Source organism: Pedobacter ginsengiterrae (genome assembly GCF_039537385.1).
In the GTDB taxonomy this organism is placed as follows: Bacteria; Bacteroidota; Bacteroidia; order Sphingobacteriales; family Sphingobacteriaceae; genus Pedobacter; species Pedobacter ginsengiterrae.
On sequence record NZ_BAABAK010000009.1, the window covers coordinates 335,451 to 351,314 of the forward strand.

11 protein-coding genes are annotated in these 15,864 nt (G+C 36.9%); 7 read left to right on the plus strand and 4 right to left on the minus strand.

Translation table 11 applies throughout. The features are described from left to right. The first annotated feature begins 41 nt into the window (after window positions 1–41). The 3 genes from ABD692_RS09275 (at window position 42) to ABD692_RS09285 (ending at window position 6,180) form a co-directional block, all read left to right on the plus strand. Window positions 42–4,148, plus strand: a complete 4,107-nt coding sequence (locus ABD692_RS09275; protein ID WP_344766470.1) for a hybrid sensor histidine kinase/response regulator transcription factor — start codon at window positions 42–44, stop codon at window positions 4,146–4,148. 27 nt (window positions 4,149–4,175) lie between these two features. Beyond that, window positions 4,176–4,973 (plus strand): DUF4350 domain-containing protein, encoded by a 798-nt coding sequence (locus ABD692_RS09280; protein WP_344766472.1) that lies wholly within the window; start codon window positions 4,176–4,178, stop codon window positions 4,971–4,973. 94 nt (window positions 4,974–5,067) lie between these two features. Further along, window positions 5,068–6,180: a formylglycine-generating enzyme family protein gene (locus ABD692_RS09285; RefSeq protein ID WP_344766474.1), complete on the plus strand. Its 1,113-nt coding sequence runs from the start codon at window positions 5,068–5,070 to the stop codon at window positions 6,178–6,180. A 306-nt stretch (window positions 6,181–6,486) separates the two neighbouring features. Here ABD692_RS09285 and ABD692_RS09290 read toward each other — a convergent pair whose 3' ends face one another. From ABD692_RS09290 to ABD692_RS09305, 4 genes are all read right to left on the minus strand, one after another. Continuing rightward, window positions 6,487–7,998 (minus strand): PQQ-dependent sugar dehydrogenase, encoded by a 1,512-nt coding sequence (locus ABD692_RS09290; RefSeq protein ID WP_344766476.1) that lies wholly within the window; start codon window positions 7,996–7,998, stop codon window positions 6,487–6,489. 98 nt (window positions 7,999–8,096) lie between these two features. After that, window positions 8,097–9,158, minus strand: a complete 1,062-nt coding sequence (locus tag ABD692_RS09295) for a helix-turn-helix domain-containing protein (RefSeq protein WP_344766478.1) — start codon at window positions 9,156–9,158, stop codon at window positions 8,097–8,099. 35 nt (window positions 9,159–9,193) lie between these two features. After that, the gene (locus ABD692_RS09300) at window positions 9,194–9,391 is read right to left on the minus strand and encodes a hypothetical protein (protein ID WP_344766480.1); all 198 of its coding nucleotides are present in this window, start codon (window positions 9,389–9,391) and stop codon (window positions 9,194–9,196) included. A 243-nt stretch (window positions 9,392–9,634) separates the two neighbouring features. Further along, complete coding sequence (locus ABD692_RS09305) at window positions 9,635–10,528, minus strand: DUF2268 domain-containing putative Zn-dependent protease (RefSeq protein WP_344766482.1); 894 nt, start codon at window positions 10,526–10,528, stop codon at window positions 9,635–9,637. A gap of 271 nt (window positions 10,529–10,799) precedes the next feature. Here ABD692_RS09305 and ABD692_RS09310 point away from each other — a divergent pair, with 271 nt between their 5' ends. From ABD692_RS09310 to egtB, 4 genes are read left to right on the plus strand one after another with little or no spacing between them, the layout of a single operon-like run. After that, on the plus strand, window positions 10,800–12,185 hold the full coding sequence (locus tag ABD692_RS09310; RefSeq protein WP_344766484.1) for a mercuric reductase: 1,386 nt from the start codon (window positions 10,800–10,802) through the stop codon (window positions 12,183–12,185). 1 nt (window position 12,186) lies between these two features. Next, window positions 12,187–13,146: an ABC transporter ATP-binding protein gene (locus ABD692_RS09315; protein WP_344766486.1), complete on the plus strand. Its 960-nt coding sequence runs from the start codon at window positions 12,187–12,189 to the stop codon at window positions 13,144–13,146. Next, a complete protein-coding gene (locus ABD692_RS09320; protein ID WP_344766488.1) occupies window positions 13,139–14,707 on the plus strand; it encodes an ABC transporter permease/substrate-binding protein in 1,569 nt (522 codons plus the stop codon). Before ABD692_RS09315 ends, ABD692_RS09320 begins: the two co-directional genes overlap by 8 nt. Then, a complete protein-coding gene (gene egtB / locus ABD692_RS09325) occupies window positions 14,707–15,858 on the plus strand; it encodes an ergothioneine biosynthesis protein EgtB (protein WP_344766490.1) in 1,152 nt (383 codons plus the stop codon). The genes ABD692_RS09320 and egtB overlap by 1 nt, the downstream gene beginning before the upstream one ends. The last annotated feature ends 6 nt before the right edge of the window (window positions 15,859–15,864 follow it).

Below are 15,864 nucleotides of genomic sequence, written 5' to 3' on the forward strand. Positions count from 1 at the left end.
AATACTTATCTTGAGTTAATCCTTAGGTTATTTAAATGATCATGGTTCAAAAGAAGTTATCAATAATACAAAAAGCTGCAAATTGGTTCCATTTCATGTGGATAAATGCCATTTTAGTGCTTGGCTTTATTTTGATGACTGCCCATGCGGAGGCTCAAGTCACTGACCGCCATTTCAGGAATATTTCAGTGAGTAAGGGGCTTTCTCAAAGTACAGTTTTCTCGATAAAACAAGATACCCTTGGCTTTATTTGGATGGGTACGCAAGATGGCCTTAATCGCTATGACAGCAAGGGTTTTAAAATCTACCGACCAGTTAAGGGTAAAGTAAATAGCCTTCAATCTTATTATATCCGCACTTTATTTGTTGATCATACTGGGAATTTGTGGATAGGTGGTAATCAAGGGGTAAGCCGATATGATTATGCAAAAGATGAGTTTGTTAATTATAAACTGCCCCGTAGTTTAGGGGAGTGGTATGTTTCTTCCATTACCGAGGATAAGCAGCATAATCTTTGGGCAACATCAGTTGTAGGAGGCGTTTTTAAATTGTCGGCAGGTTCGAAAAGTTTTACTGAGATCAATTTTGATTCGTTCAATTATGGGATTAAGAAAATAGCTTATATTGGCAATTGGAAACAGGATCTTTTAATCGGAACAGATGTCGGGCTTTTTAAAAAGTCGGGAAATAAGAACCAATTATCAAAAATTGATCTCGGTACAGAAAAAGCATCTATAAATGAAGTGTATCTTGATGGCGATGTTTGGTGGGTAGCTACAGAAGGCGCAGGATTAATTCGATACAACCCTGAAACACGACAAAAACAAAGTTTTTTACATCAGGCCAGCTCGAATAGCATCGCCGATAATAACATACGGAGTGTGGGTAAAGATACCGATGGAAATATCTGGCTTGGTACTTTTAAAGGATTATCCATTCTTGATTCTAATTCGGGGCTATTTGATAACTATTTCCACCAGGTTTCGCAACCTTACACCATTAGCCAGAATTCGGTGCGGTGTTTTTTCAAGGATAAACAAAATGGTATCTGGTTAGGTACATTTTATGGCGGTGTAAACTATTACCATCGCAATGATATTAAATTTAACCTGCTGAGCCAAAACACGGGTAAATTATCCTTAAATGATGAGGTGGTTAGTGCGATCAGTCAGGATGAGAAAGGCAACTTCTGGATTGGTACTAATGATAAGGGACTGAATTACTGGGATAGAAAAAATAACTCCATCAGCTATTACTCTAGCAATGAACGAAATGCTAATTCATTGGCATCAAACAACATTAAAGCCATTGCTTTTGATAACCGTCAACAAGTGCTTATTGGAACGCATAACGGAGGATTGAATATTCTAAATCCAGCTACAGGATCAGTTAAGCGTTATCTCCACAATGAAAATGATCCAAATTCTATTGCTGGAGATTTGGTATACAGTGTGTTAAAAGACCATAAAGGTAAAATTTGGGTAGGAACCCGATCAGGGCTTGATCAGTTTGATACAGAAAGGGGAATATTTTCTCACATTCATTTGGATGAGGCTGGTAAAAGACTAAGCTCTGATGATATCACTTACCTTTTTGAAGATAGTAAGCGCAGGATCTGGATCGGTACCACCAATGGGGTAACCTTGCTTTATCCCGATAATATGCTCTTTGGAAATACTTCGAAATCTCAACTAAATGATGATGTAATTACCTGTATCACTGAAGATAATCATCAACGAATATGGATTGGATCGAGGGAAGGTTTAAGTTTGTTTGATGAATCAAGCCAAACATTCATCACGCATCGAAATCGGAAAGATTTCATAACGGGTACTATTTATGGAATCGAATCCGATCAGGAAGGAAATCTATGGATTTCCAGCAACCGAGGTCTTATTCATTATAATCCATCTAGCAAATCAGTACAAACATTTAATGAAAGTGATGGATTGCAGAATAACCAGTTTAATGATTATGCCTTTTGTAAGGCAAAGGATGGCATGCTACTCTATGGGGGAATCAATGGTTTATCTTATTTTTATCCTTCCAATATTAAACAACAATCCTTGCCATTAAAAGTATCCTTTACTGGACTTGAGGCATTAGGCAGGATGGTTAACATTGGCGATGAAACGGAGATACTCGAAAATCCGTTGGATCAAACCAGTAAGATTTCCATTGCATCTGATTTCAAGCAATTTAGTGTGCGTTTTAACGCCTTCAATTACATCTCAGCTAATAGAACTCATTATCTTTATATGTTGGATGGTGTGGATGAAAACTGGCAGCGAACAGATGATTTGAAGGTGGTTTATAATAATCTAAAAGCAGGCAAATACCATTTTAGAATCAAAGCCGTTGGACCTAATGGAGAAACCAGTGCGGTAAGAAGTTTGGAAATTAATGTGCTGCCGCCCTGGTACAACACCTGGTGGTTTTACAGTTTAATATTAATTTTTGTTGTAGTTGGAGGTTACGTTGCTTACAGAATGATTGCGGAACGTGTTAGAGCACTACACCAATTAAAACTTGAGCGTGTAGATAAGGAAAAGGTTCGCTACATCAATCAGATGAAAATGGATTTTTTCACGAACGTTTCGCACGAACTTAGAACTCCGCTAACATTAATCCTAGCTCCGTTAGAAGAGATGATCAATAAACCCATGGCGCAAAAAGCGGTCACTAAACGCCATGAAATGATGCTCACGAATGCCAAGCGGTTATATAATCTGGTCGACCAACTTTTTGAGTTCAGAAAGACGGAAACGGGAACAAGGCGTTTGAAAGTAGAAAGGGGCGATATTGTGAGTTTTATACATGAGGTATATGAATCCTTCAAGCCATTGTCGGATCAAAAAAACATCAAGTATACTTACCGATCTACCCAGGCTAAACTTTCCTTCTTTTTTGACCATGATGCAATGGAGAAAATATTATTCAACCTGCTTTCCAATGCATTCAAATACACTAAAAACGAAGATCTGATCAATATCGATTTATCCATTTCAGAGGATCATGCCATTATCAAAATCAGCGATTCTGGGGTTGGAATCTGTCAGGATGATCTTGCTAAAATTTTTGAACGCTTTTACCAGGTTAACAATCAGGAAATGAACCTGGGCTCAGGTGTTGGTCTGGCCTTTACCAAACGACTGGTTGAACTTCATCACGGATCTATTACTGCCGAAAGTGAAATCGGTAGAGGAAGTATTTTTACGGTTTCGATTCCAACTTCAGATACCGCCTATGGAGATTTCACAAAAAGAGATAGTCCAGTTTATGAATTATCTATTGTACCTGAAGCGATATTGAGCGACGCAGATCAAAATGCTGAACAAATTCCAGAGGACTTTGAAGGTGTTAAAAAGGATAGCTTACACAAAAGCCATTTATTACTAGTAGATGATAACCAGGATATATTAGATTATTTGCGGGAATATTTTGAAACAGATTACCTGGTTACGGTAGCATTTGATGGGTTAATGGCTTTAAGAATGCTTGAAGAACAAACTTTTGATCTGATTGTGAGCGATGTGATGATGCCAGAGCTTGATGGTCTGCATTTTTGTAAACGAGTAAAGCAGAACATTAACACCTCTCATATTCCTGTGATGTTACTTACAGCAAAATCAGAAATCGATCAGCAGATTAAAGGATTGGAAATGGGCGCTGACGATTATATCACAAAACCTTTTTCAATAGAGATGTTGGCCGCCAAAATTTCCAATCTGTTGCGAGCCAGAAAACGGTTAAAAGATTATTATAGCGGCACCAGGGAAGTTGTTCCACAAAATCTGGCTTTCAACACTCTTGATGAGGAATTTCTTAAGGAAGCTATAGATATTGTGGAGAAACATTTATCCGATTCTGATTTTTCAGTAGAAAAGTTTAGTCGCGAGATTGGCATGAGCAGATCTAATCTTTATTTAAAGTTTAAGGCAATAACTGGAGAATCAGCAACAGATTTTATTAAAACGATAAGATTTAAAAAGGCCGTAGAACTGATGCAAAGCAAGCGCTATACCATGGCACAGGTTACTTACATGTGTGGGTTTAACTCTCCATCGTATTTTTCAACAGCTTTCAAACAATATTATGGTTGTATGCCAACCGAATATCTCCTCAAATTAGATTCTGAAGAAGGCTAGACCAATTTATTTACACATAATCAAATCATGACAAAAACCTATTTAAAATTCATCTTCACAGCTGCAATAATTAGTATCAGTACCTATGCGCAAAGCCAAACCGTTACAGTAGATCATTATTTTAACAGCGAAACCAAGCTTGGCGCAGATGGGCAAACTCAACCCTTTCATTACTTATGGAATGATACGGAAATGACTGGTTTTTCTATTTTGGGGACGTACTTTAAAAATAATGGTGCAAAAGAACTTAATGTACTTTTTCAAAAGCCAACAGCAGAAACATTGGCACCAAGCGATGTTTACATCATTGTAGATCCTGATAACTTGAAAGATAATCCTAAACCAAACTACATGAACCCCGAGGATGCCAATGCAATAGCGGCCTGGGTAAAACGTGGCGGCGTTCTTTTACTTTTAGCTAATGATAAAGCGAATGCAGATCTGGAGCACTTTAATACTTTAGCTGAAAAATTTGGCTTTAAATTTAATAACGATTTAATTTTACATGTTGTAGATGATGCTCATTTTGAAGAAGGTGCAATAAACATCAAAAGCAACCAAATATTTAAAACTTCCAAAAAGATTTTCATCAAAGATGCTTCTTCCATTTCCATTAGCCATACAGCAAAACCCATTTTAAAAACTACCAAGGGCGAGGTTGCTATGGTAATTTCTCAATATGGAAAGGGAACTGTTTTAGCCATTGGCGATCCTTGGCTTTACAATGAATATACCAACGGAAGATTACCACAAAGTTTCGAAAACGATAAAGCAGCGGATGATTTATCCAAGTTTATGTTAAAACAAATAAAATCCAGACATTAACGAATATCAGACGATTAAAGACTAATTTTTTCGACAATGGATTTATTATTTTATCGTAATACTTGTTCTGTTTGAAAAATTGGCAATCTCAGCTATGAGCAAATTGAAAAATTTAACATTAACATTGCTGCCCCTCTTTTTTTTAGCATGCTCCAATTCAAAGAGCAACATAGAAACAAGAATTATTCAAGATTCTTTGGCCTCTTGTCAGCAAAATCTTCCCGATCGGTTTGGGGTATTAAATGATACCTCTAGTTTTGTTGCCAATAAAGTTAGTCATCGCGGCATGGTTTTGATTCCAGCTGGAGCGTTCAATATGGGAGCTAACGATAAAGATGGGCATGAAGATGAGTATCCACAACACAAGGTTAAGCTATCTTCTTTTTGGATGGATGTTAGTGAAGTAACAAATGCAGAATTTAAAAAATTTGTGGATGCAACGGGATATATAACTACTGCAGAACGGAAGCCAGTTTGGGAAGAAATGAAAAAACAACTTCCTGCAGGAACCCCAAAGCCACCAGATAGTGTTTTTGTTGCCGCCTCACTAGTATTTTATCAACCTCAATCCATTGATGGTTTAGATAACGTTGCTCAATGGTGGCGTTGGGTGAAAGGAGCTAATTGGCAGCATCCTCACGGACCAAAAACTGATATTACTGGAAAAGATAATTATCCAGTTGTTCATATTTCTTGGGATGATGCGATGGCTTACTGCAAATGGACTGGAAAGCGTTTGCCAACTGAAGCAGAATGGGAATATGCAGCAAGAGGTAGTTTAAAAGATAATTTATACCCTTGGGGCAATGAGGATATTGAAAAAGGTATTGCCAAAGCTAATACATGGCAGGGAAGTTTTCCGATAAGCAATACTAACTGGGATAGCTATGAAGGCCTTGCGCCCGCAAAACGATTTAAACCAAATGGTTATGGGTTGTTCGACATGGCTGGAAATGTTTGGGAATGGTGCAGTGATTGGTATCGTTCAGATTATTATGAAGCGGCTGATGAATTAGCTACCAACCCAATTGGTCCACCAGATAGTTATGATCCAATGGAGCCAAAAATACCAAAAAAGATTGTTCGCGGAGGATCATTTATGTGCAACGCATCCTATTGTAAAGGTTACAGGGTTACTTCAAGAATGAAAACCTCTACTGATACAAGTCTTGAACATACAGGTTTCAGATGCGTTAGTTCCAATTAATACGTTAGTATTTTTTTATTATTGATTCTAATAAACTCGTTCCACTCTGATTTTTTTCTTTTTATCAATAACTTTTGGGACTAAATTTTCTGTTTCTTTCGTTAATTTCATTGATCTTCCAGGCTCACTTTATGCTTTCATTTTAGTTTTTCTTTCCGCGTGTCTATTTAAATCAGGAATAAATTCGTTGCTAATTTGGACATTGCCGACCGAATGTATTTCTCAGATATTGAATAAGAGCTGAATTTGAACAATCAAAAAAGCCTTACAGAAATGTAAGGCTTTCTTTCATTAATTATCTTCCACTTAAAAAGCTACATTTCTTATCCTTACTAACTTACCGTTCAGTTCGTCTGTAAGAATGTATAATTTCCCCATAGGGCTTTGCGTAACCTTTCTTATTCTTACTCGATCATCTGTAAAAAGCTCTTCCGTGCTTTTTATATTTTCTCCTTCTATAACCATGCGCCATAAGCTACCTTTTGATAACCCTGCAACAAATAAGTTTCGTTTCCATGCTGCAAACTCATTTCCTGAATAAAAATGTAATCCAGTAGGCGCCACAGTTTGTAACCAAGACCATGCAGGGTCTGTATACTTATTATCGGGGATAGGTTTTGGTGCAAATTCTGCATAACGATACTTCCCTGTGGTTTTCATAGGCCAACCATAATTCGCTTTTGCCTTCAGTACATTAATTTCGTCTCCCTGGTGTGTACCATGTTCGGTAAACCAGATTTTATTGGTCGTTGTGTCAAGCGTGATACCCTGCGCCGCTCTGATTCCTATAGCGTATAATCCTGGACTTGCCTTGCTTCCAAAATCTGGATTATCTTTTGGAATCGTTCCGTCAGCGTTAATTCGATAAATTTTTCCTCTTTTATCTTCAATATTCTGCGCAATGGGAATTGCAGGCTCATCCTGCTCAGAAAATAATCTTTCGCCAATGGTAAAATATAATTTGCCATCTTTTCCAAAAACCATTCCTCCTCCATAGTGATAACGCTCTTTTGTATAAGGTTCTGCAACAAAGAGTGCCTTGATTTGTTGTAAAGTTTCATTTTCTAATACAGCCCTGATAATTTTAGTAGTTCTACCATTAGCCGTTAGCGCAACGTATGATAAGTAAACATATTTATTGGTTCTAAAATCAGGATCGAGCAACACTTCAAATTTACCTGTATTGTCTCCAAAGCCAGTAATGCTATCATCCAGGTCGGTTGGATAACCTTTTATCTTTATCTTTTCTTTAGTTAAGAGATTAATTTTTACAAGATCACCCTCTTTCTCCGAGATGATCGCTTCATCTTCTGATATAAAGGCGATACTCCAAGGGCGTTTGAAACCTTCTACGATAATTTCTTTTTTCGGCAGGATGGCATTCACGTCGAATGTTTTATGTGGCGTTCTTGTCGAAACTTTATCAGCGATAAACCAGCCTTCATTGGTTTTCATCAGATTGAAATAATCCGTAAACAGATCTCTTTCGGTGCTAATTTCTACTTTTGCACTGCCCATATTGTTGGTAATATCGATCGAAACTATGTGTGTTTTTAGATTTTTGGTACGCACATGAAGTTTGAACAGGCTGAGATACTGATTTCTGGTAAAAGTGACAAATTTACCGTTATTATAGTTCTTTAAATAACAAGAAGTATGCATTGCCCCGCCCAATTTAGTCGTATCTCCAGTTGCCCAGCCATCGAAATAGCGTTGTATTGTATTTTCTATTAATTGCCTTTCGGTCGGCTGGTTTTGGGGAAATGCAGAGAAAAAAAAGGTGACCACTACAATGATAGTCAGGATTACATTTTTCATAAAAGTGTTTTGATAATTAGTGAAATTTTATTTGTTGCTCAAATTTGCACTGTACTTTTATGATCAGGGTCTTGTAATTTAAATTTAGTAGTACGGTTTTATAAATCTGGAGTATTTAACTGCTGGTAAACACTGGGCGTCGAGCCTTTCATTTTTTTAAATGCTGCAAAGAAAGTAGATTTTGCATTAAATCCTACTTCATCGGCTACTGCTTCAACGGTAAGGTTTGTTTTGCTCAATAATAGTTTACAAGCTTCATTTATTCGGTACTCATTAATAAAAAGCGTAAAATTCTTGTCAATGCTTTCATTAAGAATTTGCGAAAGTTGATGACCAGAAATGTTAATCGCTTTGGCCAGATCTGATACTTTTAAGTTTGGATTTTTAAAAAGTTCCTGCTCTGTCATTACCTTGGTTAGCTTCGAGATGATTTGTTTCAATTCCTCATCATCCAGCTTTTTATCGGTGTATTTCTGAACAGAGAAAGTAGACAGATCGTTTGTTTTTTTTCGGTACAGTAATGTAAAAACAACTAGGTAAAGAATTGAAGAAAAGAATACAGCTGCACCAATATAGCTACCCTTAGTTATATTCAGGATGGCCCAGACATAAGATACAAAAAGGATCAACACTCCACTGCAAATGGTTAATATCCACTTTTCAAAAGCCTTTAGTTCTTCTTTATGAAATAATCTTTTTACTATTGGCAACAATAAAAATATTGAAGAAACAATGTAAATGCCCCATTGAAAGTAGATGAGCGGAATGATGTAGTTCCACCATAATGAAGCAAAATACTGATAAGGATAAATAGTGCCGATTGCTACAATCAATGCCAACCAACCTACAAGCTGCCATAACCATAATCTAGGTAATGTTTTAATTTTTCTGACTTCAGATTTTATGAAAAAATACAAAAAGGGACCGATAAACAGACATGCAGTTAATCCAAGTTGAAGATAGATTCGGGGCAAACTACTATCGAAAAAATAAACAACAGATTTTCCTATCCTAATACTTAGTACGACTAATAATGCTCCTAAAAGATAATTAGATAAATGTTTCTTAGTTGCAAAGAAGAGAAAATAAATGCCTAAAATGAACGCATTAAATGCTCCTAAAAAACTAAAAAAGAATAATACCTTCTCGCCAAAGCTCATATCAATGTTTTAAACAATTTGTTTTCAAATTTTACTTAATCATCTTCAATATCTTCGAAGCAGAGATAGGTATAGTCGCCTGGTCTACTTGAATATTCCAAAGAGTTTTTGGTGCGACTACTACTGTATTCCCTTTGGATACAAAGCGGATTTTGGTTGAATGTGCTAATGCAGGAAGGCAAGGCAACAGTTACCAGAATAATTTGTTTAGAGCATATTATTACTAACGTCATTTTTATTTTCAACCAACAAGTTCAAATATAATGTTTGGATGGTATAATAATGGCGTAGATTTATTATTTTAAATTTAATAATGAGAATTATCCCCAAGCTGGCTATTGCTTCTGGGGGTAAAAACTACTATCCCTAAAATCCCCACTGCAAAATTCCCTTATAGCTTGGGCTACTTCATAGATGCCCAATTATCGCAATTTATTGATGATCAAATGATAAATGATTTAAATGGTGGTAAAAATCTAACCTTTATAATAGGCATTTAAGTACCCGCTTTTTCTTAAAAAAATCTTATAGTCCTTAATATTTAAGATTTCTTTTACAGCTTGCTTTTTATCTGATTGTTGGTCGAAATAAGACTTTACAATTTCGTATCCCATCCAATAGCCAAGATCATTTGGTCTTTTGTCTTTTCCGCTTGTGCCATACAGCCAGTCCTGAAAGTTTTGTTTGTCCATTAAATCCGCGAATTCTCTACATAATTCATCCTTATGGGCATTTCCATAATTATTTGCCTTCGGATTACCTTTAAGACCAGTTACCAACTCCGCAATAAAATCAGCCGAGCCCTCAATTATAGACTGCTGCAATAAATTAGTATTGCCTCCATTCGGAAATTTTTGCTGAAAATGTACCGACTCATGTATAACCAGTTCTGCCAGGTGGTCTAGGTTGGTCAGCATTTCTGCTCCGATTAATAAACCATTTGCCGAGCTTGTTCCTCCGCTGTTATATCGGCCCATAACAAAATATACTGGTGGATATACGGCTTCGGGATACCAGTATTCCAACGCATAAAAATAGGGCTTTATCAATTTTTCCTTTGCTTTTATTAAGCTATCAACATTTCTTGTCTTTAAGTAATCAGACTTTCTGGCCATCACCATTTTAAGCAGCTCATCGGCACTCATAATTCGGTTTGGGATAAATCCTTGCAGACCAATAGTTCCATTTTTGATGTATTCTTCAAACGGATTCTGCGTACTAGTACCAATTTTATCAAAAGCCTGCCAAAAATTGCTGAGGTCGCTCGTGATAAATCTAGCCTCTGTAGGGCTTTTTGGAAACGATTTCTTTTGCGCATCTGAACTGTAAAAAACAAAGCATAGGCTTAAAAATAAGAAGCATTTTTTCATTGTATAAAGTTTTTCTAATAGACGAAGCAGGATCATAAAAGGTTGCACGCGATCAAATGAACATGCTTTTATTTTAGTTTGTCAAATGCTAATTTTAACGGAGAGATTTTCATATATTTTTTTTAATCCTTTGATCTATATTCATCATCGTATTACATTCTTCCATCATATAAATCTGTTTCTCCTGAATGAATGTAAAACAATGGATTAATATTACAGTTATATCTAATTGTTTTGGAAGTCTTTTCTTCCTGGTTTTAAATTATAAGAGATGAAACATTTTGACGCAATAATTATCGGCGCAGGGCAAGCAGGTGTTCCTTTGGCTAAAAATCTTGCTTTGGCAGGTAAAAAAACTGCAATTGTTGAAAAACGATTAATTGGTGGTACCTGTATAAATGATGGCTGTACGCCGACGAAAGCTATGGTTGCATCAGCTAAGGCAGCGTATCAGGCAGGCAATTCAGAAGCACTTGGCGTAAAAATTGGATCTGTAAAGGTTGATCTAAAAAAAGTCAAACAGCGTAAAGATGCTATTGTTAAGCAATTTAGAACTTCATCAGAAAAAGGAATTGAAACAACCAAGGGTTTAAAACTTTTTATGGGTGAGGCAAAATTTAGCGGGAAGAAAGAAATTACTATCACTTTAAATGATGGGGGTGAAGAAGTTATAACCGCGAATTGGATTTTTATTAACACTGGAGCAAAAACCGCTATACCTGATATAGAAGGGTTAAATGAAACAGATTTCCTGACTTCAACCAGTATCCTTGATTTGGAAACAGTGCCCGAACATCTGCTGGTAATTGGTGGTAATTACATAGGGCTGGAATTTGGTCAAATGTTTAGCAGATTTGGTAGCAAAGTTACCATCCTCGAAAAATCAGCTTCCATATTATCCAGAGAGGATAAGGATGTTTCTGCAGCCTTGACGGAAATTTTGGAAGACGAAAAAATTGAAGTCATTACAAACGCCCAGGTGGATAAAATATCATCTACAAAAAAAGATGAAATTACAGCTACAGTAAAATCTGGAAAGATTAAGAAAAATATAAAGGCAAGTCATATCTTAGTTGCTGTGGGTAGAGTACCGCAAACCGAAACTTTAGGTTTAGAGTTAAGTGGTGTAAAAACCGATGAGAAGGGTTACATTGTTGTTAACCATAAACTGGAAACCAATGTGAAGGGAATCTACGCATTGGGTGATGTAAAGGGCGGGCCAGCGTTTACCCACATTGCGTACAATGATTATACAATAGTGTTTCGAAATTTAATTGAAGGTACAAATTACAGCACAGCAGATCGGCCTATTCCATATTGCATGTTTACAGACCCGCAATTGGGTAGAATTGGAATTACAGAAGCTGAAGCTAAAGAAAAGAAACTCAATTATAAAGTTGCTGTTTTGCCAATGTCGTCTGTAGCTCGTGGAATAGAAACTGGTGAAACGCGGGGTTTAATGAAAGCAATTGTTGATGTGAAAAGCAGGAAAATATTAGGTGCAGCGATTTTAGCTTCAGAAGGCGGTGAAATTATGTCTGTTTTACAAATGGCTATGGAAGGCGGAGTAACATTTGACCAGATCCGTTATTGCGTTTTCGCCCACCCAACATATTCAGAATCGCTGAACAATCTTTTTATGAAAATTGAAGATTAGCATGATAGAACTCAAGGATGTAACTAAAAAGTACGGTGATACAATCGCTGTAAATCGGATTTCTTTTAACGTTGCAACTGGAGAAAACCTGGTTTTACTTGGTACAAGCGGTTGTGGTAAAACAACTACGCTTAAAATGATTAATCGTTTAATTGAGCCTGATAGTGGAAATATTACAATTAGTGGAAAAGATGTAATACAACAAAATGCCGAAAATCTTAGAAGAGGAATTGGATATGTAATGCAAAATATTGGTCTTTTTCCTCATTATACTATTGAAGAAAATATTGCCGTTGTTCCAAAATTATTAAACTGGGATAAAAAGAAAACGGCAAACAGGATTCATGAACTAATTGAAAAACTTCACCTTCGAGAAAACATTCTTCATTTTTACCCGAATGAGCTTAGTGGCGGACAGCAACAAAGGGTAGGGCTTGCAAGAGCGTTGGTAGCCGATCCTTCGATTTTGCTCATGGATGAGCCATTTGGTGCACTTGATAATGTTACCCGTACCAGTATTCAGCAAGAATTTAAAGACCTGGAAGAGCTTACCAGAAAAACAATTGTTATGGTCACACACGATGTGCCCGAAGCCTTTGAACTTGCCGATAGGATTTGTTTAATGGATAAAGGTAAAGTCATGCAAATAGGCACTCCAAAAGAATTGCTTTTTAAGCCAGCCAATGATTTTGCGGAAAAGTTTTTAGATGGTCAGCGTCTGGCTCTGGAATTTAAGGTTATTCGAGTTAAAGATGTTTGGGCAAATCTTTCTGACCATAAAAGTAATGACAGCAAAGGCTTAAATGCAGATATAAGCATTTGGGAGGCCATGGAAAAACTTCGTTCGGGTACTGTTGCTGAGCTAAATTTCCGCAATAATAAGGGCGAAGTTAAAGTTGCTAACTTTGATGATTTAACAAAAGCTTTTAACCAATACAAAAATTTCAGTAAATATGAATGAGCAACAAAGCCTGTGGCAATTCATGTCGATGGAATCGGATAAATTGCTCAATCAAAGCTTACAACATATTGGGCTAACGTTTATATCGCTGCTTCTCGCTATTGCAATAGGTTTGCCCTTAGGCATTTTAATTGCCCGAAAGCGCAAATTATCTGGCACCATTTTAGGGATAGCTGGTGTTTTGCAAACCGTTCCAAGCATTGCATTGCTAGGTTTTATGATTCCGGTTTTGGGTATCGGGGCAAAACCTGCTATTGTTGCGCTCCTTATCTATGCCCTGTTACCCATCATCAGGAATACTTATACAGGTATTATTGGGATCGACAAGCACATAACTGAAGCCGCGAAGGCTTTGGGCATGAGTAAATTCCAAATACTTTTTAAAATCGAACTTCCCTTGTCAATGCCAGTTATTCTTGCTGGTATCCGAACAGCTACCGTTATAAATGTTGGGGTGGCAACGCTTGCCTCTTATATCGCAGCGGGCGGTCTGGGCGAATTTATTTTTGGTGGCATTTCACTTAATAATACAAACATGATTTTGGCAGGCGCCATTCCTGCAGCTTTACTGGCTATTATTTTAGACGGATTACTTTCCATCATCCAAAAATTAGATTTTAAAAAACTTAGGAAGGTTTTAATGGCTTTTCCAATTGCCATAATTATACTCAGTGCATTTTATATTCTTCCATCGGCTTATGGCTCTGGTTTACGTGCTGGCTTTACTCCAGAATTTATGGGTAGGCAGGATGGCGATTTAGGGTTGAAATCTGCTTATGGATTAAAAATTCAAACTGTAGTCATCAGCGATGCGGTAATGTACAAGGCAGCTTATTCAAAAGAACTCGATGTAATTAGCGGTTACTCGACCGATGGTAGACTGAAAGCTTTTGGTCTGAAAATTTTAAAAGACGATAAGGGAATTTTTCCACCTTACTATGCAGCACCTATTGTGCTTCAGGCTTCTTTAGAAAAATTCCCGGGCCTGGAAGAAACCCTGAACCTACTGGCTGGTAAAATTACAGATTCTGTTATGACAGATTTGAATTACCGAACCGATTACCTGCACCAAACACCAGTTAAGGTTGCCAAAGATTGTCTAGTTAAAAACGGTCTGTATAAAAAGTCTAAAAATGGCCATGAAGGAATCATTAAAATCGGGTCGAAAATATTTGGTGAGCAATATATTCTTGCCGAAATATACACAATGCTTATCCAGGGAAATACAAATTACCAGGTGCAAACCAAAACAGGTTTGGGCGGTACAAAAATTTGCTTCGATGCGCTATCAAATAACCAAATTGATTTTTATCCTGAATATACTGGAACAGGATTATTAGCCATCTTAAAACCTGATGCTAAATTAATTGCAAAGCTTTCGCCAAATAAAGAGGAAACTTATCGTTACGTAAGCGAAGAATTTCTAAAGAAATATAAAATTAAATGGCTAAAACCAATTGGATTTAACAATTCTTATGCTTTAATGATGAGGCAAAAACAATCGGCCGAACTAAATGTTAATACCATTACAGACCTTAAGAATTATCTCGATAAAAATTAATGAATCTTGTTGAAAAATACCTGAGCATCCGAAAACACTCCGAGCAACTTTGCGAGCCTTTACAAACAGAAGATTATGTCGTTCAGCCTGTTGCTGATGTGAGTCCGCCGAAATGGCATTTAGGCCACACCACCTGGTTTTTCGAAACTTTTATTTTAAAGCCATTCTCCCGGAATTACCAGGTTTATAACGAAGACTACAACTTTGTATTCAATAGTTATTATGAAACGGTTGGCAATCGGGTTATTCGTACCGATAGGGGCAATCTGAGCAGGCCAAGTGTAAATGAAATTTATCAGTACCGCAACTATGTTGATGAGGCCATGGTAAAATTCTTATCAACTGAAATTGAAAACGAGGTTTATGAATTGTTGATTCTGGGTTTTAATCATGAACAACAACATCAGGAGTTACTTTTAACCGATATCAAATTCATTCTGGGAAATAACCCACTATTTCCGATTTATAGTGAGCACAAATCTGAAATTCTAAATTCATCGACTAATACTGCTGAATTTTTAAATATTGAAGCAGGAATTTATGAAATTGGTTTTGATGGGTCAGATTTCTGTTTTGATAATGAACTGAACCGACATAAAGTTTATTTAAATGAATTTTCAATCAGTAATTCGCTGGTTTCCAACCGTGATTTTATTGAATTTATAGACAATGGAGGTTATAGTAATTTTAACTTCTGGCATGCAGAAGGTTGGGACTGGGTTAAAACAAACCACATCGAGGCACCAATGTACTGGCATCAGGTTGATGGTAAGTGGCTCAATTATACACTTGATGGTTTAAAACCAGTTAATCCTGAACAGCCCGTGACCCACGTAAGTTATTACGAAGCTTATGCTTATGCGAGCTGGAAAGGAATGCGTTTACCCACCGAATTTGAATGGGAAATTGCAGCTAAACATTTTAGTTGGGGCGAACGATGGGAGTGGACTGAAAGTGCTTATTTACCATATCCTGGGTTTAGTAAGGCACCAGGAGCCATTGGAGAATACAATGGCAAATTTATGGTTAATCAAAAAGTTTTGCGTGGTGCATCAATAGCCACGCCAGATGCACATAGTCGCATTACTTACAGGAATTTTTTTCATCCACATTTAAGATGGCAATACACGGGTATTCGCCTTGCCAAATAGTATTTC